Source organism: Bradyrhizobium sp. AUGA SZCCT0222 (genome assembly GCF_018130205.1).
In the GTDB taxonomy this organism is placed as follows: domain Bacteria; phylum Pseudomonadota; class Alphaproteobacteria; order Rhizobiales; family Xanthobacteraceae; genus Bradyrhizobium.
This window is the reverse complement of sequence record NZ_JAFCLX010000038.1, coordinates 1-22,528: the sequence shown is the minus strand read 5'-3', so window position 1 is coordinate 22,528 and position 22,528 is coordinate 1. Positions and strand designations below refer to the sequence as shown.

The 22,528-nt window shown below is 63.8% G+C and carries 22 protein-coding genes; 10 read left to right on the top strand and 12 right to left on the bottom strand.

Annotated features, from left to right (window positions below):
- Positions 1 to 4: 4 nt before the first annotated feature.
- Together JQ629_RS27075 and JQ629_RS27070 are read left to right on the top strand one after the other, a co-directional pair.
- The gene (locus tag JQ629_RS27075) at positions 5 to 1,690 is read left to right on the top strand and encodes a methyl-accepting chemotaxis protein (RefSeq protein WP_212415220.1); all 1,686 of its coding nucleotides are present in this window, start codon (positions 5 to 7) and stop codon (positions 1,688 to 1,690) included.
- Positions 1,691 to 1,826: 136 nt separating this feature from the next.
- On the top strand, positions 1,827 to 3,173 hold the full coding sequence (locus JQ629_RS27070; protein ID WP_212415219.1) for an amidase: 1,347 nt from the start codon (positions 1,827 to 1,829) through the stop codon (positions 3,171 to 3,173).
- 108 nt (positions 3,174 to 3,281) lie between these two features.
- Here JQ629_RS27070 and JQ629_RS27065 read toward each other — a convergent pair whose 3' ends face one another.
- The gene (locus tag JQ629_RS27065; RefSeq protein ID WP_212415218.1) at positions 3,282 to 4,259 is read right to left on the bottom strand and encodes a Bug family tripartite tricarboxylate transporter substrate binding protein; all 978 of its coding nucleotides are present in this window, start codon (positions 4,257 to 4,259) and stop codon (positions 3,282 to 3,284) included.
- 111 nt (positions 4,260 to 4,370) lie between these two features.
- Complete coding sequence (locus JQ629_RS27060; RefSeq protein ID WP_212415217.1) at positions 4,371 to 5,306, bottom strand: DMT family transporter; 936 nt, start codon at positions 5,304 to 5,306, stop codon at positions 4,371 to 4,373.
- Between the two features lie 132 nt (positions 5,307 to 5,438).
- Here JQ629_RS27060 and JQ629_RS27055 point away from each other — a divergent pair, with 132 nt between their 5' ends.
- Entirely contained in the window at positions 5,439 to 5,861 is a 423-nt protein-coding gene (locus tag JQ629_RS27055; RefSeq protein ID WP_212415216.1) for a DUF1330 domain-containing protein, read from the top strand.
- 67 nt (positions 5,862 to 5,928) lie between these two features.
- Here JQ629_RS27055 and JQ629_RS27050 read toward each other — a convergent pair whose 3' ends face one another.
- From JQ629_RS27050 to JQ629_RS27010, 9 genes are all read right to left on the bottom strand, one after another.
- On the bottom strand, positions 5,929 to 6,891 hold the full coding sequence (locus tag JQ629_RS27050) for a TRAP transporter substrate-binding protein (RefSeq protein ID WP_249135297.1): 963 nt from the start codon (positions 6,889 to 6,891) through the stop codon (positions 5,929 to 5,931).
- 41 nt (positions 6,892 to 6,932) lie between these two features.
- Positions 6,933 to 8,240 carry a TRAP transporter large permease gene (locus JQ629_RS27045; RefSeq protein WP_212269207.1) on the bottom strand — a complete coding sequence of 436 codons (1,308 nt, stop codon included), beginning with the start codon at positions 8,238 to 8,240 and terminating at the stop codon, positions 6,933 to 6,935.
- 1 nt (position 8,241) lies between these two features.
- Positions 8,242 to 8,787 carry a TRAP transporter small permease gene (locus JQ629_RS27040; RefSeq protein ID WP_212415214.1) on the bottom strand — a complete coding sequence of 182 codons (546 nt, stop codon included), beginning with the start codon at positions 8,785 to 8,787 and terminating at the stop codon, positions 8,242 to 8,244.
- Positions 8,788 to 8,989: 202 nt separating this feature from the next.
- Positions 8,990 to 9,286, bottom strand: a complete 297-nt coding sequence (locus JQ629_RS27035) for an antibiotic biosynthesis monooxygenase (protein WP_192737587.1) — start codon at positions 9,284 to 9,286, stop codon at positions 8,990 to 8,992.
- A gap of 140 nt (positions 9,287 to 9,426) precedes the next feature.
- A complete protein-coding gene (locus JQ629_RS27030) occupies positions 9,427 to 10,644 on the bottom strand; it encodes an alpha-hydroxy acid oxidase (RefSeq protein WP_349631326.1) in 1,218 nt (405 codons plus the stop codon).
- Positions 10,645 to 10,686: 42 nt separating this feature from the next.
- A complete protein-coding gene (locus JQ629_RS27025) occupies positions 10,687 to 11,487 on the bottom strand; it encodes an MlaD family protein (RefSeq protein WP_212415213.1) in 801 nt (266 codons plus the stop codon).
- Between the two features lie 76 nt (positions 11,488 to 11,563).
- On the bottom strand, positions 11,564 to 12,493 hold the full coding sequence (locus JQ629_RS27020) for a DMT family transporter (RefSeq protein WP_212415212.1): 930 nt from the start codon (positions 12,491 to 12,493) through the stop codon (positions 11,564 to 11,566).
- Positions 12,494 to 12,730: 237 nt separating this feature from the next.
- A complete protein-coding gene (locus tag JQ629_RS27015; protein ID WP_212415211.1) occupies positions 12,731 to 13,129 on the bottom strand; it encodes a helix-turn-helix domain-containing protein in 399 nt (132 codons plus the stop codon).
- Positions 13,130 to 13,138: 9 nt separating this feature from the next.
- Positions 13,139 to 14,134 carry a LysR family transcriptional regulator gene (locus tag JQ629_RS27010; RefSeq protein ID WP_249135299.1) on the bottom strand — a complete coding sequence of 332 codons (996 nt, stop codon included), beginning with the start codon at positions 14,132 to 14,134 and terminating at the stop codon, positions 13,139 to 13,141.
- A gap of 251 nt (positions 14,135 to 14,385) precedes the next feature.
- Here JQ629_RS27010 and JQ629_RS37265 point away from each other — a divergent pair, with 251 nt between their 5' ends.
- Genes JQ629_RS37265 through JQ629_RS26990 form a run of 4 tightly spaced genes read left to right on the top strand, consistent with a single transcriptional unit; the run spans position 14,386 to position 17,537 of the window.
- On the top strand, positions 14,386 to 15,522 hold the full coding sequence (locus JQ629_RS37265; RefSeq protein WP_249135296.1) for a GNAT family N-acetyltransferase: 1,137 nt from the start codon (positions 14,386 to 14,388) through the stop codon (positions 15,520 to 15,522).
- Positions 15,519 to 16,124 carry an isochorismatase family protein gene (locus tag JQ629_RS27000; RefSeq protein WP_212034333.1) on the top strand — a complete coding sequence of 202 codons (606 nt, stop codon included), beginning with the start codon at positions 15,519 to 15,521 and terminating at the stop codon, positions 16,122 to 16,124. The genes JQ629_RS37265 and JQ629_RS27000 overlap by 4 nt, the downstream gene beginning before the upstream one ends.
- Positions 16,117 to 16,320, top strand: a complete 204-nt coding sequence (locus JQ629_RS26995) for a hypothetical protein (protein WP_212269200.1) — start codon at positions 16,117 to 16,119, stop codon at positions 16,318 to 16,320. Before JQ629_RS27000 ends, JQ629_RS26995 begins: the two co-directional genes overlap by 8 nt.
- A 17-nt stretch (positions 16,321 to 16,337) precedes the next feature.
- Positions 16,338 to 17,537 (top strand): MFS transporter, encoded by a 1,200-nt coding sequence (locus JQ629_RS26990; RefSeq protein ID WP_212415209.1) that lies wholly within the window; start codon positions 16,338 to 16,340, stop codon positions 17,535 to 17,537.
- Positions 17,538 to 17,541: 4 nt separating this feature from the next.
- Here JQ629_RS26990 and ybaK read toward each other — a convergent pair whose 3' ends face one another.
- Positions 17,542 to 18,015: a Cys-tRNA(Pro) deacylase gene (ybaK, locus tag JQ629_RS26985; protein ID WP_212415208.1), complete on the bottom strand. Its 474-nt coding sequence runs from the start codon at positions 18,013 to 18,015 to the stop codon at positions 17,542 to 17,544.
- Between the two features lie 373 nt (positions 18,016 to 18,388).
- On the opposite strand from ybaK, the gene JQ629_RS26980 reads away from it, so the two are divergent.
- The 3 genes from JQ629_RS26980 to JQ629_RS26970 all read left to right on the top strand — a co-directional run bounded on the left by JQ629_RS26980 (position 18,389) and on the right by JQ629_RS26970 (position 21,860).
- Positions 18,389 to 19,681, top strand: a complete 1,293-nt coding sequence (locus JQ629_RS26980) for an adenylosuccinate synthase (protein WP_192737578.1) — start codon at positions 18,389 to 18,391, stop codon at positions 19,679 to 19,681.
- Positions 19,682 to 19,718: 37 nt separating this feature from the next.
- Positions 19,719 to 21,326, top strand: a complete 1,608-nt coding sequence (locus JQ629_RS26975) for a hypothetical protein (RefSeq protein WP_212269197.1) — start codon at positions 19,719 to 19,721, stop codon at positions 21,324 to 21,326.
- A 111-nt stretch (positions 21,327 to 21,437) separates the two neighbouring features.
- On the top strand, positions 21,438 to 21,860 hold the full coding sequence (locus JQ629_RS26970) for a DUF5413 family protein (RefSeq protein WP_212390429.1): 423 nt from the start codon (positions 21,438 to 21,440) through the stop codon (positions 21,858 to 21,860).
- Positions 21,861 to 22,528 lie beyond the last annotated feature (668 nt).

Below are 22,528 nucleotides of genomic sequence, written 5' to 3'. Positions count from 1 at the left end.
TCCCGTGAAGCTGTCAAATCTGAAGATCACCCCCAAACTCGGTATCTTGGTGGGTGTGACGCTGCTCGGCCTTTGCGCTGCCGGCGTGCTCGCGGGCTACCTGATGCAGCGCGAGATGCTGAACGCGCGCATCGACCAGACCAGGGCGATCGTCGAAATGGCGCGCAACATGGCGCTGGGGCTGCAAAAGCAGGTTGAAGCGGGACAGCTCACCAAGGAAGCCGCGATCGCCGAATTCGGCCGCCGCGGCGTTACGCTGACCTTCGACAATGGCGCCGGCTACGTGTTCGCCTATACGATGGATGGCGTCGCGGTGGTGACGCCCGATCCCAAGCAGATCGGTCAGAACCGCCTCGACGTCGAGACCAACGGCAGAAAACTCGCGCGCGAGTTGCGCGACGGCGTCGCGGCCAAGGGCGAAGTCACCTTGCCCTACGAATATATGAAACCCGGCCAGGAGACACTGATCCGCAAGGTTTCCTACGCGGTCGGAATCCCCGGCTGGAACATGTTTGTCGGCACCGGCGCCTATCTCGACGATCTCGACGCCAAGATGAAGCCGATCGCGTGGCTGCTGGGGCTCGCCATGCTCGGCATCGCCGTAATTGCGGGCAGCATCGCCTGGATGATCGGCCGCAGCATCAGTAAGCCGCTTGGCGAACTCGGCGCCCGCATGCAGGCGCTGGCCGACGGCAAGATCGACGGTGAAATTCCCGGTCTCGGGCGCGGCGATGAGGTCGGCGCGATGGCGGCAACCGTGCAGATCTTCAAGGACAATGCGGTGCGGATCCGCGGCCTCGAACAGGCCGAAGCGGCGACGCAGGCGCGCGCCGCAGCCGATCGGCGGACCGCGATGGAGAATATCGCCAGCGATTTCGAGCGCAGCGTCAACGGCATCGTCCGCTCGGTATCGACGGCCGCCGCCGGCATGCAGACCACGGCGCAATCGATGACGGCGACCGCCAGCGACGCCAGTGCGCGCGCTGCCACGGTTGGCGCGGCATCGGAAAGTTCGTCGAACAATGTCGGCACGGTCGCGGCCGCAGCCGAAGAGCTGTCGAGCTCGGTGGCCGAGATCGCCCGCCAGGTGGCGCGTTCCAGCGACATCGCCAGCAAGGCCGTCGGCGATGCCGAGCGCACCAACTCCACCGTCCAGGCGCTCTCCACGGGTGCCGAGAAGATCGGCGAGGTCGTCAAACTGATCCACTCGATCGCTGCCCAAACCAATCTGCTGGCGCTCAATGCGACGATCGAAGCGGCGCGCGCCGGTGAATCCGGCCGCGGCTTTGCGGTCGTCGCCTCCGAAGTGAAGGCTTTGGCCAACCAGACCGCGAAGGCGACCGAGGAAATCTCGGCCCAGGTCGCGGCGATGCAGGCTTCCACCAGCGAGGCGGTCTCCTCGATCGGCGGCATCACCGAAACCATCGCGCAGATGAGCGAGATCACCGTGAGCATCTCGACGTCGATCGAACAGCAGGGCGACGCGACGCGCGAGATCGCGCGCAACATCCAGTCGGTGGCGGCGGGATCGAGCGAGATCAGCGCCCATATCGGCGGCGTCACCACGGCGGCGGCAGCCACCGGCAAGGCGGCGTCCGACGTGCTCTCGAACGCGCGCGAGCTCGACAATCAGTCCGGCATGCTGCGCAACGCGGTCGACGAATTCCTCGTCAAGGTCCGGGCGGCGTAACCAGTTCTCGGCGCTAATCTCTTCATGCCCGGGATTTCGCGAAGCGCGCCTTCGCGATGTCCCGGGCATGATGCTTTTGGACCGGGGGCGGGCCTGCTATTCTGCCGTCTTGAGCTAATTCTTCCCGGAAGCTGGCATGACCGATCGACGCGCGCGTCCCGTATCCAATTCGGAAGCAGGGGTTCTTGAGCTTCTGCGTCTATTTGGCGACAGCCAGCCAATGGCGGACGAATATGCGGCCTTGTGCCTGCAGAAGGCGAAAGCCCTTGAGCCCGCGCTGAGAGCGTTTGAATACCTGCCGGTCGATACCGCGCGGCGGCCAGGCCCGCTCTCGGGCATTCCGGTAGCGATCAAGGATATCATCGCCACATCGGACATGCCGACGACGAACGGTTCGCCCGTCTATGCCGGTCAGGTTCCAGCCGCAAATGCCTGGGTGGTCGAGCGGTTGCGCAATCTCGGCGCGACGATCTTCGGCAAGACGGTATCGACCGAATTCGCCTGGCGGCATCCGGGACCGACGGTCAACCCCTGGAATCGCGAGCATACGCCGGGCGGATCATCGTCAGGTTCGGCGGCCGCCGTTGCCGCGGGACTGGTGCCGCTGGCGCTCGGCACCCAGACCCTCGGTTCGATCATCCGGCCCGCCGCGTTCAACGGCATCGTCGGATTCAAGCCGAGTTTCGGTGCCATCCCTCGCATCGGCGTGCATCCGCTCAGCCCGTCGCTTGACCATGTCGGCTTCTTTGCCCGGCGGGTCGATGATGTCGCGTTCGCATTGTCGCATCTGGCCGGCTCGAGCGATCGCGATCTCCATGGCCGGCCGTTGCCTGCCTTTACCGTCGAGATCGACACCGGCCTGCCGCCGCTGAGCAAGCCGCGCCTTGCCGTCGCGCGTTTTGCAAAATGGTCGCGCGTTGAAGGCGAACAGCAGAAGGTGTTCGACGCTGCAATCGACAAATTGCGTGGCGAGGGCGCCATTCTGGAGGAACTTGAATTATCCGAACTCGACGACGCGAACTGGACGACGATCAATTGCATCCTGTCGAGCGAGGCTGCCCTGATATTCGCCGATCTCGTCGCAAATTATCCGGACCGTACCAGTGATCATCTGAAGTCGCTCGTCGAGAGCGGCAAGACACATTCGGCGACCGGCTACCTTGCGGCCAAGGCGTTCCAGGACGCCTGGCGCCACAGGCTGACTTCGGAAATGTCGGGCTATGATGCCGTGCTGACATTGCCGGCGTTTGGCGAAGCGCCGCGCGGCCTGCACTATACCGGCGACGCGGAATATTGCGCGCCGTGGACCTTGCTCGGCGTGCCGGCCGTCACCCTTCCGGCCGGATTCGGCAAGAATGGTCTTCCGCTCGGCCTTCAGATTGTCGGCGCATACTTGAACGATCATCGCATGCTGCGGGTCGCGAAATGGGTCGAAGCCGCTTTGGGCTTCGAGCCAGGTATTCCGACCGGCTTCGCTTCGTAGCTTTGTAGGGTGGGCAAAGCGCAAGCGTGCCCACCATTGCAGATGACGGTCAATCGATAGATGGTGGGCACGGCGCGCTGCGCCATTGCCCACCCTACGATCTACCCCCTACTGCTTCTCGATCCCCGCGTCGGCGATCAGCTTTTCCCACAGCACCAGCTGCTCCTTCAGGAACGCGTCGAACTCTTCCGGCGTGCTCGAGAAGGCCTCCATGCCGCGCTCGGCGAGCTGGCTCTTGATGTCCGGCCGCTCGATGACCTTGCGGATTTCCGCGTTCAGCCTGGTGACCATGTCCTTCGGCATGTTGGCCGGGCCGAAATAGCCCTGCCATGAGGTGATGTCGAAGCCCTTCACCGTGGCGTCCATCGTGGGGAGCTGTGGCAACAAAGCGGAAGGCTTCTTGGTGGTGACGGCCATCGCCTTCAGCGCCTTGGCATTGACGTGGGGCAGGCCGGTCGGAACGTCGATGAACATCATCGAGACGCGGCCGGCGATGACGTCGGTCAAGGCGGGCGGCGAGCTCTTGTAGGGCACGTGCAGCAGGTCGATGCCGGCGAGGCGGGCAAACGTCGCGCCGGAGACGCTCGCCGACGAACTGCCGCTGGCGTAGGAGTATTTGCCCGGTTCCTTCTTCGCCAGCGCGATCAGCTCGGCGACCGAATTGGCGGGAATGTCGGGATGGATCACCAGCATGAACGGCAGGTCGCCGGTCCGCGCGATCGGCGTGAAATCCTTGACCGGATCGTAGCTCATGGTCTTCAGGAGAAACGGATTGGCCGAATGCGTGGTGTTGGTCGTCACGAACAGCGTGTAGCCGTCCGGCGCCGATCGGGCGACATAGCTTGCGGCGATCGAGCCATTGGCGCCTGCCTTGTTGTCGATCACCATGCTGACGCCGAGCGAAACACCGATCTCCTTCGAGATCAGGCGCGTCGTGGTGTCGGTGCCGCTGCCGGCGGCGAACGGCAGCACCAGCGTGATGTTGCGGTTCGGATACGGAGCCTGCGCGGAAGCCGTTGATGCCAGCGCGAACAGCAGAGATGTTGCCGCCGCCATGCGCCGGTATCGTTTCAAGGACGCGATCATAAGGTCGTTTCTCCCGGTTGGTTTTTTTGAGGGGTTGGCGGGCAAGCTAGCCTGCCCGGGACGAAAGTGAAAGGCGGTCCAGCATGGTCGAGAGGTCGCAGCCGCGCGTTTTCATTTCCGCGCCGAGCCCCGCCGCGATGCGATCACGACGCCGGCCAGCACCAGCGCATAGCCGACCAGGTGAAACAGCCGCAACTGCTCGCCGAGCAGCAGGATCGCCATCGCCGAGCCGAACACCGGCACCAGATGGAAGAACGGCGCGGCGCGGTTCGGCCCGATCAGCGCGATGCCGCGGTTGAAGAACGTGTAGGCCAGCGTCGAAGGAAAGATCAGGACATAGGCCAGCGTCGCCAGCGTCAGGAAATCGAATTTCAGCACGGCACCGGTCGAAAACTCCCAGACCGAGAACGGCACCAGCATCATCGCGCCGCAGCAGGTGGTGAAGGAGATCAGCGACAATTGATGCGTCACCGGGCGGCGCAGCATCAGCGCCGAGTAAAGCCCGAACGACACCAGCGATGAGCCAAACATCACGTCGCCCTTGTTGAAGCTGATGCTGGCGAGCGCTCCGAAATCGCCGCGCAGGATGATGGTCAGGACGCCGATCAGCGAAAGCGCAATGCCGGCCAGCTGCGCGCCGGTCAGCCGCACCCCGAACAGGACCAGCGACCACATCGCCACGAACAGCGGGCCGGACGACTGGATCAGCAGCGCGTTCAGCGCCTGGGTGTATTGCATCGCCCACCAGGAAATCGCGTTGTTGTAGGCAAAGCCGATCAGCGAGAGGAACAGCATCAGCGGCAGATGGGCGCGCAAAACCGGCCAGTCGCGCTTGAGATGCGGCCAGGCGAACGGCAGCAGGATCAGGAAGACGCCGAACCAGCGGATGGTGGTCAGCGTGATCGGCGGCACGTGGTCGCCGACATGCCGCGCCAGCACGATGTTACCCGCCCAGAACAGCGAAGTCAGGGTCAGCAGGACGTAAGGCTGGTTGTTGAGCCAGCCGACGGGATCGCGGGCGGGCGGCAGTGGCGCGGGGCTGGTCATGGTCTCGCGGGAGTTGTGCCGGATTTTCGCCGCGCGACAAGGCCTGAGTCTGCAATGCTACTATGGCTGCAATGCTACAATGTCCTGAATTCGTCTGAGCTGGCCGGGAGCAAGTCATTTAGGAGTAAAGTCATGGGCGTCGATCTGTTGAATGTCAGGGGTCTCAAGGAGCTGGCGCATCAGGGGCCGGTCGTGATGGTCAATCTGATGCGCTTCCGTGAGCGCTCGCTCGACGGTGACGGGTCAGGGTGGGATGCCTATCTGCGCTACAGCGCGCTCACCGTGCCGATGATCAAGGCGCGCGGCGGCACGCTGCTATGGACCGGCGACGCCAAGGCGGTCGCGCTCGGCGCGCAGCAGGGCAATCAGTGGGATTACCTGGCGCTGGTGTACTATCCCGACGTCTCGGCCTTCATCGACATGATGACGTCGGCGGATTACGAAAACCGCTGCGATCCGCACCGCCACAATGGCTGCGCCGAGCATGTGATCATCTGTACGAATGAGGCGTACAGCAAGTTCGGGATTGGGGCGTCTCCATCCCCGAGAGTCTGAGCGAAGAACGTAAAATGCCCGGCACAAGGCCGGGCATGACGGCGTTCGCTATCAAGCGCTATTCGTCCTACTTCTTATAGGCGGCGACCACGGCTTCACCGTCGGCGCCGGCCTTCTTCGACCAATCGGCCGTCAACTGCTCGCCGATTTTCTCGAGGCCGGACTTCAGCGCGGCAGGCGGCGGCAGCACCTTCATCTTGTTGGCCTGAAGCTGCTCAAGATACCACTTCGCCTTTTCTTCGGCGAGCTTCCAGCCGCGCTCTTCGGCGACCGCGGCCGCCTTGAGGATCGCTTCCTGCGTCGGCTTGTCGAGCGCGTCGAACGCCGCCTTGTTCACGAAGGTGACGTTCTTCGGAATCCAGGCCTGCGTATCGTAGAAGTGCGTCATGGTTTCCCAGGCCTTGCTGTCGTAGCCGGTCGAGCCCGAGGTCATGAACGCGTTGACGACGCCGGTCGCCAGCGCCTGCGGCAATTCCGCTGCCTGGATGGTGATGGGCTGCGCGCCGACGAGTTCGGCGATGCGCGAGGTCCCGACATTATAGGCGCGCCACTTCAGGCCTTTCATATCCTCGACGGTGTTGAGGTCCTTCTTGGCATAGATGCCCTGCGGACCCCACGGCACCGCGAACAGCAGCATCAGCCCCTGCGACGCGAGCTTCTTTTCGACAGCGGGTTTCGACGCCAGCCACAGCTTCTTGGCCGCCGGATAGCTCGTCGCCAGGAACGGGACGACATCGACGCCGAACAGCGGGTCCTCGTTCTCATGCAGCGAGATCAGAACTTCGCCCGCCTGCGCCTGACCGGTTGCGACCGCGCGCTTGATTTCCGGCGCCTTGAACAGCGACGCTGCCGCATGCACGGTGATCTGCAGCTTGCCGCCGGTGGCGTCGCCGACGTCCTTGGCAAACGCGATCAGATTGACCGAATGCGGATTGTCCGCCGGATAGGCCGCCGGAAGATTCCATTTCGTCTGCGCCGTCGCGGGAACGAGCGTTGCGGAAATCGCAAGCGCCGCGACGCCGGCAGCCATTGCGCACGTCTTAACAAGCCTCAACATGACAATACCTTTCTCTAGCCAGGGAACGCTATCCGCGGCAGCAGCATCACGATATCAGGAAACACCGTGATGATGGCAACCGCCAGAACGAGCAAAAAGAAGAACGGCAGGGCCGCCTTGGCGACGGTGTTGGAATCCTTGCCGCTCATGGTCTGCAACACGAACAGGTTGAAGCCGACGGGCGGAGAGACTTCAGCCATTTCCACCACCAGCACCAGGAAAATACCGAACCAGATGAGGTCGAATCCGGCCTGCTTCACCATCGGAATAACGATGGCCGTGGTTAGCACGATCATGGAAATGCCGTCGAGGGCCGTGCCGAGCACGATGTACATGACGGTGAGCGCCGCGATCAGCGCGTAGGGACTGAGCTGGAGACCGTTCACCCAGTTCGCCAGCGCCAGCGGGATGCCGGTATAGGCCATCGACGTGCCCATGTAGGAAGCGCCCGCCAGGATCAGCAGGATCATGCAATTGACCCGCGTTGCGCCCATGACGCTGGCCCAGAACGCCTGCCAGGTCAGCGCGCCTTGCCACCATGCGATCGCGAGCGATCCCAAAACGCCCCAGGCGGCACATTCCGTCGCCGTCGCCCAGCCCATCAGCAACGACAGAAAGACGAAAGCGATCAGCAGCAGACAAGGGAACAGATTGAGTGATTCCGAGATGCGCTTGCGAAAGCTCATCGGCGGGTCGGCCGGCGGCGTGCGCTTCGGATTGGCAAGCGACCAGACGGCGATGTAGCCGGAGTAAAGCGCCATCACCAGCAGGCCCGGCAGAAAGCCGGCGAGGAAAACCTGAATGATGGAGACGTTGGCCTGCACGGCGTAGACCACCATGGTGATCGATGGCGGGATCAGAATGCCGAGCGTGCCGGCGCCGGCCAGTGAGCCGAGGCTCAGGCCTTCGTCATAGCCGCGTTTCTTCAGTTCGGGCAGCGCGATCTTGGCCACCGTGGCGCAGGTCGCAGCCGATGATCCAGAGACGGAACCGAACACGCCGCAGGCGAGCACGTTGACGTGCATCAGCCGGCCCGGCAGCCAGTTCAGCCACGGCGCAAATCCACGAAACATTTCTTCCGAGAGCCGCGTGCGAAAGAGAATTTCGCCCATCCAGATGAAGAGCGGCAAGGCTGCCAGCGACCACGACGCGCTGTTGCCCCACACCGTCGTCGCCAGCACGCTGCCCGCCGGAATGGCGCCGCCGGCGAATTGCATGCCGGCCCATCCCGTCGCCATCAAGGCGACGCCGATCCAGACGCCGGCACCGAGCAGCAGCGCAAGAAATCCCAGCAGGATGGCGGCGATCGAGAGCAGCTCCATGTCAGACCCCGCTCTGCATGGCGCGCTCGACGATCTCTTCGGCGCTCTTTGGTTTCGGCAATTCGTAGCGCGGCGGAAAACCGCGCAGGACGTGGATCAGCTCATCGACAAAGGCGATGAAGAGAATCACGAGGCCGCCGCTGTAGCCGAGCTGCGGGATCCACAGCGGCACCGCGATGACGCCTTGCGAAATGTCGAAAAATTTCCACGACTGCCAGGTCATGACCGAAGCGTGCCAGGCGAAAAAGCCGATGAAGCCGGTGCCGACGAAGAGCGCGGCGATCTCCACATAGTGGCGGACGCTGTCGCTGAGGCGGTCGATCAAAAGACCGACGCGGATCATCTCGCCGTGCTTGAACGTATGGGCGAGCCCGAGGAAGGCCGTCGCCGCCATGCACCAGGAGATGAAATCATCGCCCGCCGGAATGTTGATGCCGAGCGGCCGGCCGGCCGACAGCAGCATCATCAGCACGAAAATCGCAATCAGGAAAAGTCCGGCGAGATAGCCGGAGAAAAGATAGAGCCGATCGAGAAACAGGCGGATCATCGTATGTTCTTTCCCCTCACGCGCAGATTGCCCGGAAGCAATAGACGTACCATTTCAGCCAACCGTCCCGGCCGGAAATGCCCCGTCAGCCGTGCTCGAAACGGGCGACTGAAGTCAATCCCGAAAAGCGCGGGCAGGGTTTCCGAGTTGTTCAGAGCCGTCAATGGGACGTTCTGGGAATGCCGAACAAGACCGCCACTAACTATTTCAGCGCCAGCACAACCTCACCCGCCGCCGGATCGGTGACGCCGAGACCGCCGCCGAGGTCTTCGAGCGTATCGCGAAAGGAATTGAGGGTCGCGATCATGTTCGGCCGCGCCGCGACGCACGCATCCATGTCTTTCCACTCGGCGATAATGCAGTAGGAGCGGTCGCCGGTCTTGATGATGTTGGCGTGCGTCAGACCCGGCCACGTCGCTTCAACGTTCTTGTGGGCATCCAGAAACTCCTGATCGCGTCCTGGTTTCACTCGGAAACGCACCGTATTGAAAGCGGTCATCGGCCTTCTCCCCTCGCCTTTGAGGGTGTCGAGGATACCCAGCCTGCACACGGTTGCGCAATACAATAGGTCCCTGACCGCGCCGCGCGAGCAGTCCTGTGCCTGCAATATGCTGCGAACCGCCCAGCGCGGCCCCGGCCCTAGAACTTTCGTACCAGATCCGGCGTGATCTCGCTGATGCTGCGGATGCCGAGCAGCGCGAGATCGCGGTCGATCTCGGCATGGAGCAAGCTGATGGCGCGCTGCACGCCGGCCTCGCCGCCGGCGATCGCAGCATAGAGGAAGGGACGGCCGACCCAGACGAAATGGGCGCCGAGCGCCAACGCCTTGATCACGTCGGTGCCGCGTCGGATGCCGCCGTCAACCATGATGGTCATGCCTTTCGCCTCGGCCGCAATCTCCGGCAGCGTGCGCAGGCCCGACATCGTGTAGTCGAGCTGGCGGCCGCCATGGTTGGAGAGCATCACGCCATCGACGCCGCTCTCGCGCGCGATCCGGGCGTCGGTGGGCGAGACCAGTCCCTTGACGACGAGCTTGCCCTTCCAGCGCTTGCGGATCAGTTCGACATGCTTCCAGGCGAGCTGGTCGCGGGCGCCGATGTTGCGCATCAGATTCTTGGCCAGCACCGGCGGACCGCGCTGCGCGTCCATGTTCTCGAAATGCGGCATGCCGTGGTTCTTCACGGTGCGCAGCCAGGTGCCGAACAGCCAGTGCGGATGGGTTACCGTATCCCAGGCGACGCGCGGCGTGATCGCCAGCGGCACCTGAAAGCCGTTGCGGATGTTGTTCTCGCGGTTGGGCGGCACCGGCACGTCGGCGGTGACGACGAACGTGTCGTAGCCGGCCGCGGCGACGCGGTCGACCAGGGGCTCGATACGGGCGGGCAGGCCCGCCAGATAGGCCTGGTACCAGGCGGCCGGATTTTCCCGGCGCACGTCCTCCAGCGTGATCAGCGAGGAGGCGGAGAGAATCATCGGCACGTTTTCGGCGGCGGCCGCCCGTGTCAGCACGATGTCGCCGCGGTAGGCGCACAGCGCCGAGGAGCCCATCGGCGGAATGCCGAACGGCGAGGCGTAGGTCTTGCCGAACAGCGTCGTGGTCTGGTCGCGGCCGGAGACGTCGTTGAGCACGCGCGGCACGAAACCATATTCGTCAAAGGCTGCGCGGTTGTCGCGGACCGCGGCGTCGGTCTCGGCGCCGCCGGCAATATAGCCGTAGAGGAATTTCGGAATCCGCCGCCGCGCCGTGGCTTCGAAATCGTCGAGCGAGAGATAGCGTTTCAAGGCGCGCGGCACCTCGCTCGTGGCGCGGGTCACGGTCGGCGGCGGAGTGGTCAGGCCAGCGGATTTATCGAGCACGGCGGAGCAGTCCCTGTTCTTGGTTTATTGTCGGGCAATACGCTATCGCCTGGCGGGGGGCGCGGCAAACTTGCTATTGTTGATGGACTGGCTGAGATCGATCAGCATTTTTCGGGCTTCTTTCAGCGCCGAGTCGGACTTCTTGTCGAAGCTTACGATCAGCTCGCGCATCGAAATCACGGTCGGCAGCAGTTCGCCGCCATATTTGTCGCTGCCGAGCCCGCCGAGGAAATCCGTGGTCTTGGTCAGGGCGCTGTCGACGGAACTGATACCTGCATCGGCGGTGCCGATGATGCTGCTGATCCGCTCGCCACTGCCAGAGAGCGAAGCCGTGAATGTTTCGAAATTGCGCAGCGTGTCTTTCACCGCGACTTCATTGTCGGCGATCACCTTGTCGACGTTGCGCAGCGCGACGCGGATCCTTTCCTGCATGTCCAGCAGTCCTTCGGGATCCGCGGTCAGTTCGGGAATGCCGTCGGCGCCGAGCGGTGGCGGATCGACCGTGCCGCCGGTAAAGGAGATCGCGGCGATGCCGGTCAGGCCCTGGAATTCGAGGCCGACCTGGGTGTCCCTGCGTACCGGGGTGTTGCCGTCGATCATGGTGAGCACGACGACGCGGCGCGGATGGTCCAGTTGCATCGACACCACTTCGCCGACCCGCACGCCTGCGAAATTCACGCTGCCGCCCTGGCGCAGGCCGGAGGCGGAGCCCTCGAAGATCACCCGGAACGGCGTCTTCTGCTTATTGCTGGCGAATTTCTGATAGCCAAGGAACGAGCCGAGCGACCCGGCGATCAGCGCCAGGGTCAAGGTCCCGATCATCAGATTGCTGGCGCGCGCCATCAGCGAAATCCTGCGAAGCAGGTCCGAGTGATAGCGGATTTGGCGCGGCAAGTCACCGCAACCAGGCTGTCCAAAACTAGCTGGTCGCGGGCTTTCGCGACGCCACAAATACCCCGGTCAGGACCAGCGCGAACCCTAAGAAGTGGAACGGCTCCGGGTGTTCGCCGAGGAAGGCGATCGACATCACGGTTCCGAACACCGGCACCACGTGAAAGAAGGGCGCGGCGCGGTTGGCGCCGATCAGCTGCACCCCGCGATTGAAGCAGAGATAGGCCAGCGTCGAGGGAAACAGCGCCACATAGAACAGCGTCAGCAGGTTGGCGGTGTCGATCCGCATCAGGGGCCGTGCGAACAGTTCCCAGATGAACAGCGGGATCAGGCACGCCGCGCCGGCGCCGAAGGTGAAGGCGACGAACGACAGGCCGTGGATGGCGGGGCGTTTCAGCGACAGCACCGAATAAAGCCCGAAGATCGCCAGCGCCACGATGAAGATGAGGTCGCCTTTGTTGAACTCGATGTTCTTGAGCGTGGTGAGATCGCCGTGCAGCAGGATCACGAGCACGCCGGCCAGCGACAGCAGAACCCCGCCGGCCTGAGCCAGCGTCAGCCGCATGCCGAACAGGACCAGCGACCACACTGCGACGATCAGCGGCCCGGCCGACTGCAGCAGCAGCGTGTTGAGCGCCTGGGTGTGTTCGAGCGCCCAATATTGCAGGGTGTTGAAGGCGCCGATGCCGGTGATCGACAGAAAGATCATGATGCCGAGGCGGCCGCGGATCGCGGCCCAGTCATGCACCAGATGTTTCCAGGCAAACGGAAGAATGATGAGGAACGCGAACGACCAGCGCAGGAACGACAGCGTCACCGGTGGGATATGCCCGGCGGCGAGGCGGCCGACGATGGCGTTGCCGGCCCAGCACAGCGCGGTGATGCTGAGCAACAAATAGGGCTGGTTGGCGATCCAGGTCGCGGGCTGCGCGGGCGCGTTGGGTTCGGAAGCAGACATTCGCAAAAACAAGGCCCGGTTCATGACGCCGCGGCCCGCCCGGCGATGCAAGCCGGGCCGGAGAAGGTCGCCCGGCCTGTGTCACAGACACCGATTTGCCGCGTTCATCAATGGGGCAGATGCATCGCGACCATGCGCGGAGGGAGATGCGCGGGCGTTCTGGTTAGTTGCGTCAGCAAAACGCGTCAGATCAAGAATCGTGAGCCTTGTTCCGATTCAATCGGAGCGGAAATGGCTCTAGCCGGCCTGGTCGGGGGGCGCGGCCTGACGCTTGACGATCTGCTCGGCGAGCTGGATCAGCATCCGCTTGGTATTGGCGTCCTGCAGCTCGCGGAACACGCGCAGCAAACGCAGTTCGAGCAGCGCCTGCATCGTGTCGGAATTGGCGATGCCGGATTGCGGCTTTTGCGGCTTGGTCGACGGCGACAGGCCCTCGAACAGATCGTGGGAAACGCCGAGCGCGTCCGCCACCTGCATCAGGCGGCCGACACTAACGCGGCCCGACCCGTTGTTGGTTTTCGGCGTCGGCTGGCCGGGGGCTCCGAGTACTTCCGCAAGATCGTTCTGCGAAAGCCCGAGCGCGAGCCATCGCGCCTTCACCAGTTGATCGATTTGCCCGTCGGTCGACTTGCTCATTTGTCTCGCTCAGCCAATCTTTGACCGTGATTCTTTCATGAAACCAGCGAACAGATTCACCAGCGGCTCACCCTTGTAGGTTTTCTGCAAATCGTCGGGATGGACAAACTCATCCCGAAACCACGGATATTTGCGGCCGTCGAACGCCTGGATGGTCCAGTCGATCAATTGCTTGACGCGTGGAATCCGCTTCGCATCGGGATGGTAGGTGAGCCAGATGTCGAGCGGAAACTGGACACCAAGATCGAGCGGAATCAAGGGCCCGGCGATCGCCGGTATGTAGGTCGGCAACCAGCCGATGCCGGCGCCTTTGGAGACGGCCCAGACATGCGCGCTGGAGACGTTGTTGCGCATCGCGACAAAGCCGAGCTGTTCGCGTCCGGCATGCCGTTCGTACATCTCCTTGCCTTTGGTCTGCTCTGCGTCCTGAATCACCATGCGATGATTTTGCTGCAGATCGTTCAGATCTTTCGGCATGCCGTAGATTTCGACATAGGACGGACTGACGAACGGCATGATGTGAAGCCGGCCGATCTTGACCCGCTTCAGGTTGGGATTAGCGGGCTCCTCGAGTTGCACCGCGACATCGGCTTCGAGCCGGAGCACGTCCGCCGATCGCATCTCGCATTTCAGATCGACCAGCAGTCCGGAATAGACCCGCTGGAATTCGACCAGCCGGGGCGCCAGCCAGAAAGTGCCGAGCCCCTCGGTCACAGCAAGCCGGACCTCGCCGGTGAGCGCCGGCGTCGCCCGGCTTAGCGCGCGGTCGAGCCCGAAGGACGCCTCTTCCATCCGCTTGGCGGCGTCCAGAACCGCCTCGCCTTCCGGCGTCAGCCTGATGCCGTCGACGTGGCGGGTCATCAGCGGCGTCTTGTAGGTATTCTCCAGGACTGAAATGCGCTTGCTGAGGAAATTGGCGGACATGTTCAGCTCCGCAGCCGCGGCGCGGAAACTTCCGGTTCGGGCGACGGCCAGGAAAATCCGGACCAGATCCCAGTTCGCCATTCGTCCCGGCATGTGCGCGCCGCTGTGCGCGCCCCTGCGCTCACCTGAGTGCATACAAATCGCCTCGTTTGTCGCCTTCTAATTTAAGGGAACCATATTTCTATTATTGGCAGAAAACCAAGTTTTACACAATCAAGAGACGATCAATGAACGCGCTCGACATCGATCTGATCAGAAAATCCGCCCGGGAACACGCTCGCGCCAGCCGCTCGGCTCCCGCCAGCCGGTCTACGGCCCATTCTCTGGAGCGAATGACCAATCTTCAAGTGGCCAGACGCACGGTGATTTTCACCGTCGGGGCCGCCGGCATCGCCTCGCTGGTTGACAGGGCCCGCGCCGACATACCGGGATTAACCAAGAACGAAGTCCTGCAGGCGGCGGCACGCCACAACCCCGATATTTTCTGGGCAATCGCGCGAAGCGACCGGTTCGATATCAGCGACCCCAAGGGCGAGGGCTTCCTTGCGGTGTTGCCGCTAACCCACGAGGGCATGCGCCGGCTGCTCGACGGCCGGCTCAACACCAAGGATCCCGAGCTGTGCTACGTCGCGCGGCAATCGGAGCGTCCGGCCGGCATCTATGTCTGGGCGATCCACGCCAAGGGTACGCTCGCGGCAGCGATCCCGCTGGTGCTGCAGAAAATCTCCTCGCCGCTCTACCAGGGCGTCAACCTCTATTCGCGTCCCATCACCAAGGGCGGCCTGCGGGTGCTGGAGCCGCTCGGCTTCCAGCCGGGCGCAAGCTACGAGGAATTGTTCGCGCCGCATCTGCAGATGTTCGACCGCTCGAAGGATATTCCGCGGGTCAAGGCAATGCCGCCCGAGCCGGTCACCGTCGAGGTCGTCCGCTCGATGGACGAGATGGCGCGCGTCATTGCGATCCGCGGAGCGGTCTACATGGGCGAACAGCATTGCCCGTTTGAAGAGGAATTCGACGGCAACGATTTCTCCGCCACCCATCTGATCTGCCACAAGGATGGCGAGCCGGTCGGCTGCATGCGGATCCGCTATTTTGCGGATTTCGCCAAGCTCGAGCGGCTGGCCGTCCGCAACGAAAGTCGCAACGCCGGCCTGGCCGGCCAGATCGTGGACACGGCCATCGAACTGTGCCGGAAGAAAGGTTACCGCGTGCTGTACGCGCATGCGCAGGCCCGGCTGCTCGGCTTCTGGCAGCAACGTGGCTTCAAGCGCGCGCCCGGCCGCAAGTTCGTGTTTTCCGACTTTGACTATGTCGAGGTCAAACTCGAGACCGAGAAGCATCCGCAATGTATCACCATCAACGACGATCCCTACGTGCTCATTCGTCCCGAAGGCCGCTGGGATAGACCGGGCATCCTCGAAAAATCCACCAGCCGGGGAGTTTGCGAAGCGGCGGATGTCGTCCAATGAGTTCAGTCATCGATCTGCGAACCTATGTCGGCGCATCGCGTGGCCGCCTGCTGATCATGGTCGACCTGCAGGAGAAGAACTACGCCGCGTTGGCCAGGGACAACGCGCGCGACATCCAGCGGTCGCTGAACAACTGCATGGCCGCGATCCGGCATGCGCGCGAGTTCGCCATACCGATCGCGTTCACGCGGCAAGCCGAGGGTCGGGGCGATGGCCCGGGCATACTCGAACGCTCGAGCCAGTCGGCCTGGATTTCCGGTCTCGAGCCGCGGCGGTCGGACATGGTGTTCGAGCGCCAGCAGCCGTCCTGCTACAGCAATCATCTGTTCGAAAGCGTGGTCTCGCAGGCCGGAAGCTTCGCCATTGCCGGTCTCGTCGCCGAGGAAACCTGCCTTGCGACGGCGATGGATGCCGCGCGCAGGGAGCACAGCGTCACCTTCCTCAGCGATGCATCCGTGAGCCGGTCGCGGCCCAATACCGATGCCGCCGCCGTGCATGTGCTCGCCACAAGGGCGATCGAACTTTTCGCCGACGTCGCCACCACGGGCCAGTGGCTGGTCGCGACGTCACAGCGACCTCTCAAGGGGCACCGCTATGGATGAGTTGAGTGCGCGTCGTTTGCGTAATGTGCTTCCGGTGCTGGTGGAGCAGCGCAATTTGCTGGTTTCCGGCGGCGTCTCCTTTGCCGGCCATCTGGTCGATCTCGCGATCATGCAATTGCGCTTGACTCTGCACGAGATCTCCGAGGATGAATTATCCGAGTTCTCCAACGTACTCAGCGGCGAACGAACGGATTGATCCCCAGGAGTATCGGTATGCCGGGACGCAGGTGGATCATCCTTGCGGTGTTGTTCGCGACGCGCGCCGCCATCGGATTCCAGTTTCAATCGATCGGGTCGGCGGCCAATCTTCTGATGGCCGATCTCGGCATCGGCTATTCGGAAATCGGCATGCTGCTCGGCGCCTATATGCTGCCGGGTGTCATCGTCGCATTCCCGGCAGGATTGCTTGGAAGCCGGGGCCGCGAAAAGACGCTCGGGATCGTGGGCCTGGTGCTGATGGCGGTTTCCGGCCTGGCATTGAGTTACTCCGGCGATCTCGCTTTCGCACTGGCGGCGCGCACGATTGGCGGGATCGGAGGCACGGTCGTGGGGCTGGTCGCGACCAAGATGGTGGCGGACTGGTTCGATGCCCGCGAGATGGTGCTGGCGATGTCGTTCCTGCAGATGAGCTGGCCGTTCGGCGCCATGATTGCGCTGCCGATCCAGACCTGGATCGCGCATTCGCTCGGCTGGCACGCGGTGATGGTGTCGGGCGCGATCTGTTCGGTGGCGGTGCTGCTCGCGTTTGCGATGATTCCGCGCGCGGCGCAGCTGGCCCAGGCGGAGGCCGCCGGCCGCGGACGGCTGCCGCGTGCGGCGCTGATGCCGGTGGTGATATCGGGCGCCATCTGGGGCGCGATGAATCTCGCCTGCGTTTTGTTCTTCAGCTACGCACCGCTGTTGCTGGTGGCGCAGGGATCGTCGCCGACGGTTGCGGCGTCGCTGACGAGTCTTTCGATCTGGTTCACCATTCTCGCCATTCCGACCGGTGGCTATCTCGTGCACCGCGCCGACCGGCCGATCACCGCAATCATCGCCTGCAGCTTGATCGCAGCCTGTGCGCTGATGCTGTTCGTGGAGAATTTTCATCCGACGATCGCCTGCCTGATTTTTGGCGTCGCGATCGGTCCGATGTCGGGTGCGATCCTGTCGATGCCTGCCAGGGTGCTCGAGCCGGCGGACCGGTCGATGGGCTTCGGCCTGTTCTATACCTGCTTCTACGTCCTGATGGCGGCCGGACCCACCGCCGCCGGAAGCCTGCAGGACGCCTGGGGATCGCCGTCGGCGGCACTGGTCGCCAGCGCCGCGCTGCTGGCATCGATGGTGCCGCTGGTCCTGCTGTTCCTGGTCGTCGCCAAGCGCTGCGATTTCGCGCAGCCGAACGACGAAGCAAAACTGCGCGCGGCGTCTTGAACCCTCACACCGTCAGCGCCGGCGCGATCGCGCCGAGCGCCTGCATCGCGTCATCAGGATCGAGCTCGACCTGCAATCCGCGCTGCCCGCCATTGAGGAACACGGTCGCGTGCCCGAGCGCTGTGGCCTCGATCGCGACCGGCACGCGCTTCTTCTGGCCGAACGGCGAGATGCCGCCGACATGATAGCCGGTGAGCCGCTCGGCATCCGCCGGGCGCATCATCTTCGCGGCCTTGCCGCCGAACGCGCTGGCGAGCTTCTTCATGCTGACTTCGCCGTCCGACGGCACCACGACGCAGACCGGCTTGCCGTCGACCTCGGCCATCAGCGTCTTCAGCATCCGGCAGGGCTCGACGCCGAGCGCCTCGGCCGCCTGCAGGCCGATGCTGTCCGCGCTGGAATCGTAGACGTAGCTGTGCAGCACAAACTTCACGCCGAGCTTTTCCAGCGCCTTTGTCGCAGGAGTGGTTTTAGACATTTGCCAGATTACTCCGCGTTCATGTCGCCGCCTTCCCGCCGCCACAAATTTTTGGGGGATATCAAAGGGTTGTCCTCCTTTTTGACGACCCCCAAAGCTCCCTTCTTGCTTGCCTAGACGGGCCGCTTCCTTTATCCGGTTGGGCTGCCTCGCATGCGAACGGCCTTAAGGTCGTGATTTGGGCTGGGCGAGCTACGGGCATGATCCGGAAAAGTGGATACCGGTTTTCCGAGAAGATCATGCCCAAACTAAAGAAATGTCGACGGCATGGTTCAACCTGAACCATGCCGGAGAGCATGATCCGGAAAGTCGGGCAGTAGTTTTCCGGGGAGGTCATGCTGAAACCACGTGAGTCGCAGGGAAACGCTTAGAAATGGCCAATGTTGTCGTCGTCGGCGCCCAATGGGGTGACGAGGGGAAGGGCAAGATCGTCGACTGGTTGTCGGAGCAGGCTGACATCGTCGTGCGCTTCCAGGGCGGCCACAATGCCGGCCACACGCTCGTCATCAATGGCGAGACCTACAAGCTGGCGCTGCTGCCGTCGGGCGTGCTGCGGCCCTCGAAACTCGGCGTCATCGGCAATGGCGTGGTGTTCGATCCGCAGGCCTTTCTCGACGAGGTCACCCGACTGAGGGGCCAGGGCGTCGCCATCAGCCCGGAAAATCTCCGTATCGCGGAGAACGTCACGCTGATCCTGCCGCTGCACCGCGAGCTCGACGCTTTGCGCGAATCATCCAACGCCGGCACCGCGATCGGCACCACCCGCCGCGGCATCGGCCCGGCCTATGAGGACAAGGTCGGCCGCCGCGCCATCCGCCTGATGGATCTGGCCGACCTCGACACCCTGCCGCACAAGATCGACCGCCTGCTGGCGCACCACAACGCGCTGCGCCGCGGCCTCGGGCTGGAGGAGTTCGACGGCCGCGTCATCCTGAAGGACCTCACCGCGCTGGCGCCGCAATTGTTGCCCTACACCGAGACCGTGTGGCGGCTGCTCGATCTCAAGCGCCGCGAGGGCAAGCGCATCCTGTTCGAGGGCGCGCAGGGCGCGCTGCTCGACGTCGACCACGGCACCTACCCCTATGTCACCTCGTCCAACACGGTGGCGGCGCAGGCCGCGACCGGCAGCGGCCTGGGGCCGAGCGCGGTCGGCTATGTGCTCGGGATCTGCAAGGCCTATACGACGAGGGTCGGCCAGGGCCCGTTCCCGACCGAATTGGACAATGAGATCGGCCGCAAGATCGGCGAGCGGGGCCGCGAGTTCGGCACCAATACCGGCCGGCCGCGGCGTTGCGGCTGGTTCGACGCCGTATTGGTTCGACAAGCCGCAAGAACCTGCGGCATCACGGGCCTGGCTTTGACCAAGCTCGATATTCTCGACGGCTTCGACACGATCGAGGTCTGCACCGGCTACATGCTGGACGGCAAGGAAATCGACCATCTGCCGGCCGGCGAGGGCGCCCAGGCCCGGGTGGTGCCGATCTACGAGACCATCGAAGGCTGGAAGGAGCCGACCGCCAATGCCCGTTCCTGGGCGGATCTGCCGGCCCAGGCCATTAAATATGTGCGCCGGGTCGAGGAATTGGTGGGCTGTCCGATCGCCTTGCTTTCCACCAGCCCGGAACGCGAGGATACTATTCTCGTTCAAAACCCGTTCGAGGCTTAACGAGTTGTTACCCATAAGTCCGCATTGTTGAGTCGTTATGGCTGACTACTACCCGCTGATCGCCCGCGCCATTGCCGGACTGGACCCCAGTGCTCCCGGCGAGAGCCGCCGTGCGCTCTATGAGCGGGCTCGCTCGGCGCTGATCGCGCAGCTGCGCAGCGTGCAGCCGCCGTTGAGCGAATCGGAAATCACCCGGGAGCGGCTGTCGCTGGAAGAGGCCGTCCGCAAGGTCGAGTCCGAGGCCGCCCAGCGCGCCCGCGACGCCTCGCGGCCCGGCGGCGCAGGGGCTGCGCGCGGCGGCGACGCCTTCCGCCGCGCCAATGCGCGCCCGCCGGAATCCGGCGCGCCAGCAGCTAACCCACCCCGTCCGCGCCCGGCTTCGCCGCCGCCCGCGCGCGAAGGCCGTCCGCCGCTTGGTGACGGCGACCAGCAACGCCCGCCGCGCAACCTGCGGCCCGATTTGCCGCCGCCGCCGCCACGTCCGCCGCAGCTGCCGGCGCAGGAACCGACGCTGCCGCCGACCCGTGAACGCACCGGCGCGGCGCGCCGCGGCCCCGACAATTCTGCGCCGCAGATGCCACAGCCTCCGGGCATGCGCGGGTTCCGCGACATCGCCGCCGACGCCGACGATCTCGGCCGCGCCGCCGCCCAGGCCAACCGCTCGGCGCGCAAGACCTACGCCAACGTGCCCTCGCCCACGCCGGAGTTCGACCGGCTCGAGCCGAGCATGGAGAACCGCGGCGCCGATCCGGAAGCGCCGTATTCCTATGAAGAGTCGCTCGAGGAGGCCGACCGCTATTCGCCGCAGGCTTCCCCGATGCAGCCGCCGCCGCAGCGTTCGCGGCTGTCGCAGGATCGCGAGCGCGAGCCGAAAAAGGCACGCCGGGTCGGCGCGGCTTTCCCGTTCAAGAGCGCGATCGCGGTCGGCATCGTGCTTGTTGTGATCGGCGCTGCGATGGTCGGGGGCAAGTCCGCCATCAACGTGGTGAGCAGCCTGTTCAAATCCTCGCCCGTCGTCGAAGCGCCGAAGGATCCGTCAGCGCCGCAGTCGAAGCCGAAGATCCCCGATCGCGTCGGCCAGCCGTCTTCGGACCAGGTGGCGCCGGTGGCGCAGCGCGTGGTGCTGTATGATGAGGACCCGTCCGATCCCAAGGGCAAGCAATATGTCGGCTCGGTGATCTGGCGTACCGAACCGATCAAGGCGAGCGGCAACCAGAAGCCTGACATCAGCGTGCGCGCCGACATCGAAATTCCCGACCGCAAGTTCAAGATGACGATGTCGTTCCGCCGCAACACCGACACATCGCTCCCCGCAAGCCACACCGCGGAGCTCACCTTCATCCTGCCGCAGGATTTCTCCGGCGGCGGCGTCGGCAACGTGCCGGGCATCTTGATGAAATCCAACGAGCAGGCGCGCGGCACGCCGCTGGCGGGGCTCGCCGTGAAGGTCACCGACGGCTTCTTCCTGGTCGGCCTCTCCAACGTCGACGCCGACCGCGCCCGCAATTTGCAGCTCCTGAAGGAGCGTTCCTGGTTCGACGTGCCGCTGGTCTACGTCAACCAGCGCCGCGCCATCATCGCGATCGAAAAGGGCGCGCCGGGTGAACGGGCGTTCAACGAGGCGTTCGCGGCCTGGGGCGAGTAGCGGGCGGCGGCGGATTGTTTCGCAACGCTTCCGTCAAGCCTGTCGAATTTTTCGCAAGATCGTCGTAAGACTGAGACCGCATCTGATCACGCGATTGGAAGAGGACGGTCCATGAAACGCTATCTGATCTTCGGAGCTATCGGCCCGTTCGTCGGCGGGCTGCTGATGCTGTTCGCGATCACGATGGCTTCCGGTTACTGGGCCCAGACCGATTGGAAGGAGGTCGGGAAATTCTTCGGCACCTTCGCCAAGACGCTGCAATACAGCTATTTGTTCGGCGTCGTGCCGGCGCTGATGATCGGCGCCATCGACGACATCCTGTATCACGTGCGGCGGCTTCCCTGGTGGGTGCGCATATGCATCGTGGGCGCGATCGGGTTCACGGTCACGGAACTGCTCTATGGCTCGCGCGGCCCGGACACCGGCGTGACGCAGTTCATCCTTTACGGGCTGGTCGGCGGCGTGCCCGCGGTGCTGTCGTCGTGGCTGGCGCACAAATATGCCGACGAACAGGCGCCGGTGCATTCGACGTAAAGCGCGACAATCTGGCACGACGGCTGCGCCCGGCGTAGCCTTGGCGAAGCCGGGGCAAATCAGTTCGGATTGCCGGAAATCGTGTCAAGTTCTAAATTTCCGAAAATCAAAAATATTTCCCTTTCCTTCGACCCCAAATCACCTGCACATCTATGCCCATCCCGTCCCACTCAGAGGGGCGTCGGCCGTCGTCACGACGAGGGGCGGGTTGCGGTGGACGTTGAGGTTGCGATTGACGGTCGCGGCTGAAGCGTACGGTAAAAGCGTGTGGTCCTGGCGCCCGTAACGGCGTCAAGTCTTTCGGGAGCTAACGCTTTCGAGGGGCGACGGTGGCAATAGAGGCCGTCTCACCGGGGAGAGCGCGTTATAAGCTGTAAAGCCATTGCGCAGGGAATGTCGGATGTTCTCCGCTGCCCTGTATGCTCGTGTGCAGCATTCTTATGCACAATCGCACGCGAGACCGCGGGTGCAGCGCGCATCCGGCATTCCCTGCGCCCTCTGATTTTTTCGAGGGCACGAACGACACGCACACCCCGGGCGCTTTGCGCCGCGGGAAGGCGAAGGTGTATCCCAGTCGTCCCGGCGCAGGCCCTAGGTGGTGTGGACTCTAAGGATTCCCTTTTAGGCGCAAATCAGATTCAAGGCTTCTTTTTGGGAGGCAGTCTTGG

What these genes read in the sequence shown, in the direction of transcription:
- JQ629_RS27065 (WP_212415218.1), bottom strand. Translation starts at nt 4,259, where the DNA reads ATGATCGCGTCCTTGAAACGATACCGGCGCATGGCGGCGGCAACATCT.
- JQ629_RS27040 (WP_212415214.1), bottom strand. Translation starts at nt 8,787, where the DNA reads ATGATCCGCCTGTTTCTCGATCGGCTCTATCTTTTCTCCGGCTATCTC.
- JQ629_RS27060 (WP_212415217.1), bottom strand. Translation starts at nt 5,306, where the DNA reads ATGACCAGCCCCGCGCCACTGCCGCCCGCCCGCGATCCCGTCGGCTGG.
- JQ629_RS27015 (WP_212415211.1), bottom strand. Translation starts at nt 13,129, where the DNA reads ATGAGCAAGTCGACCGACGGGCAAATCGATCAACTGGTGAAGGCGCGA.
- JQ629_RS27070 (WP_212415219.1), top strand. Translation starts at nt 1,827, where the DNA reads ATGACCGATCGACGCGCGCGTCCCGTATCCAATTCGGAAGCAGGGGTT.
- JQ629_RS37265 (WP_249135296.1), top strand. Translation starts at nt 14,386, where the DNA reads ATGACCAATCTTCAAGTGGCCAGACGCACGGTGATTTTCACCGTCGGG.
- JQ629_RS27045 (WP_212269207.1), bottom strand. Translation starts at nt 8,240, where the DNA reads ATGGAGCTGCTCTCGATCGCCGCCATCCTGCTGGGATTTCTTGCGCTG.
- JQ629_RS27050 (WP_249135297.1), bottom strand. Translation starts at nt 6,891, where the DNA reads ATGGCTGCCGGCGTCGCGGCGCTTGCGATTTCCGCAACGCTCGTTCCC.
- JQ629_RS26980 (WP_192737578.1), top strand. Translation starts at nt 18,389, where the DNA reads ATGGCCAATGTTGTCGTCGTCGGCGCCCAATGGGGTGACGAGGGGAAG.
- JQ629_RS27000 (WP_212034333.1), top strand. Translation starts at nt 15,519, where the DNA reads ATGAGTTCAGTCATCGATCTGCGAACCTATGTCGGCGCATCGCGTGGC.
- JQ629_RS27055 (WP_212415216.1), top strand. Translation starts at nt 5,439, where the DNA reads ATGGGCGTCGATCTGTTGAATGTCAGGGGTCTCAAGGAGCTGGCGCAT.
- JQ629_RS26990 (WP_212415209.1), top strand. Translation starts at nt 16,338, where the DNA reads ATGCCGGGACGCAGGTGGATCATCCTTGCGGTGTTGTTCGCGACGCGC.
- JQ629_RS27025 (WP_212415213.1), bottom strand. Translation starts at nt 11,487, where the DNA reads ATGGCGCGCGCCAGCAATCTGATGATCGGGACCTTGACCCTGGCGCTG.
- JQ629_RS26975 (WP_212269197.1), top strand. Translation starts at nt 19,719, where the DNA reads ATGGCTGACTACTACCCGCTGATCGCCCGCGCCATTGCCGGACTGGAC.
- JQ629_RS26995 (WP_212269200.1), top strand. Translation starts at nt 16,117, where the DNA reads ATGGATGAGTTGAGTGCGCGTCGTTTGCGTAATGTGCTTCCGGTGCTG.
- JQ629_RS27020 (WP_212415212.1), bottom strand. Translation starts at nt 12,493, where the DNA reads ATGTCTGCTTCCGAACCCAACGCGCCCGCGCAGCCCGCGACCTGGATC.
- JQ629_RS26970 (WP_212390429.1), top strand. Translation starts at nt 21,438, where the DNA reads ATGAAACGCTATCTGATCTTCGGAGCTATCGGCCCGTTCGTCGGCGGG.
- JQ629_RS27010 (WP_249135299.1), bottom strand. Translation starts at nt 14,134, where the DNA reads ATGGCGAACTGGGATCTGGTCCGGATTTTCCTGGCCGTCGCCCGAACC.
- ybaK (WP_212415208.1), bottom strand. Translation starts at nt 18,015, where the DNA reads ATGTCTAAAACCACTCCTGCGACAAAGGCGCTGGAAAAGCTCGGCGTG.
- JQ629_RS27035 (WP_192737587.1), bottom strand. Translation starts at nt 9,286, where the DNA reads ATGACCGCTTTCAATACGGTGCGTTTCCGAGTGAAACCAGGACGCGAT.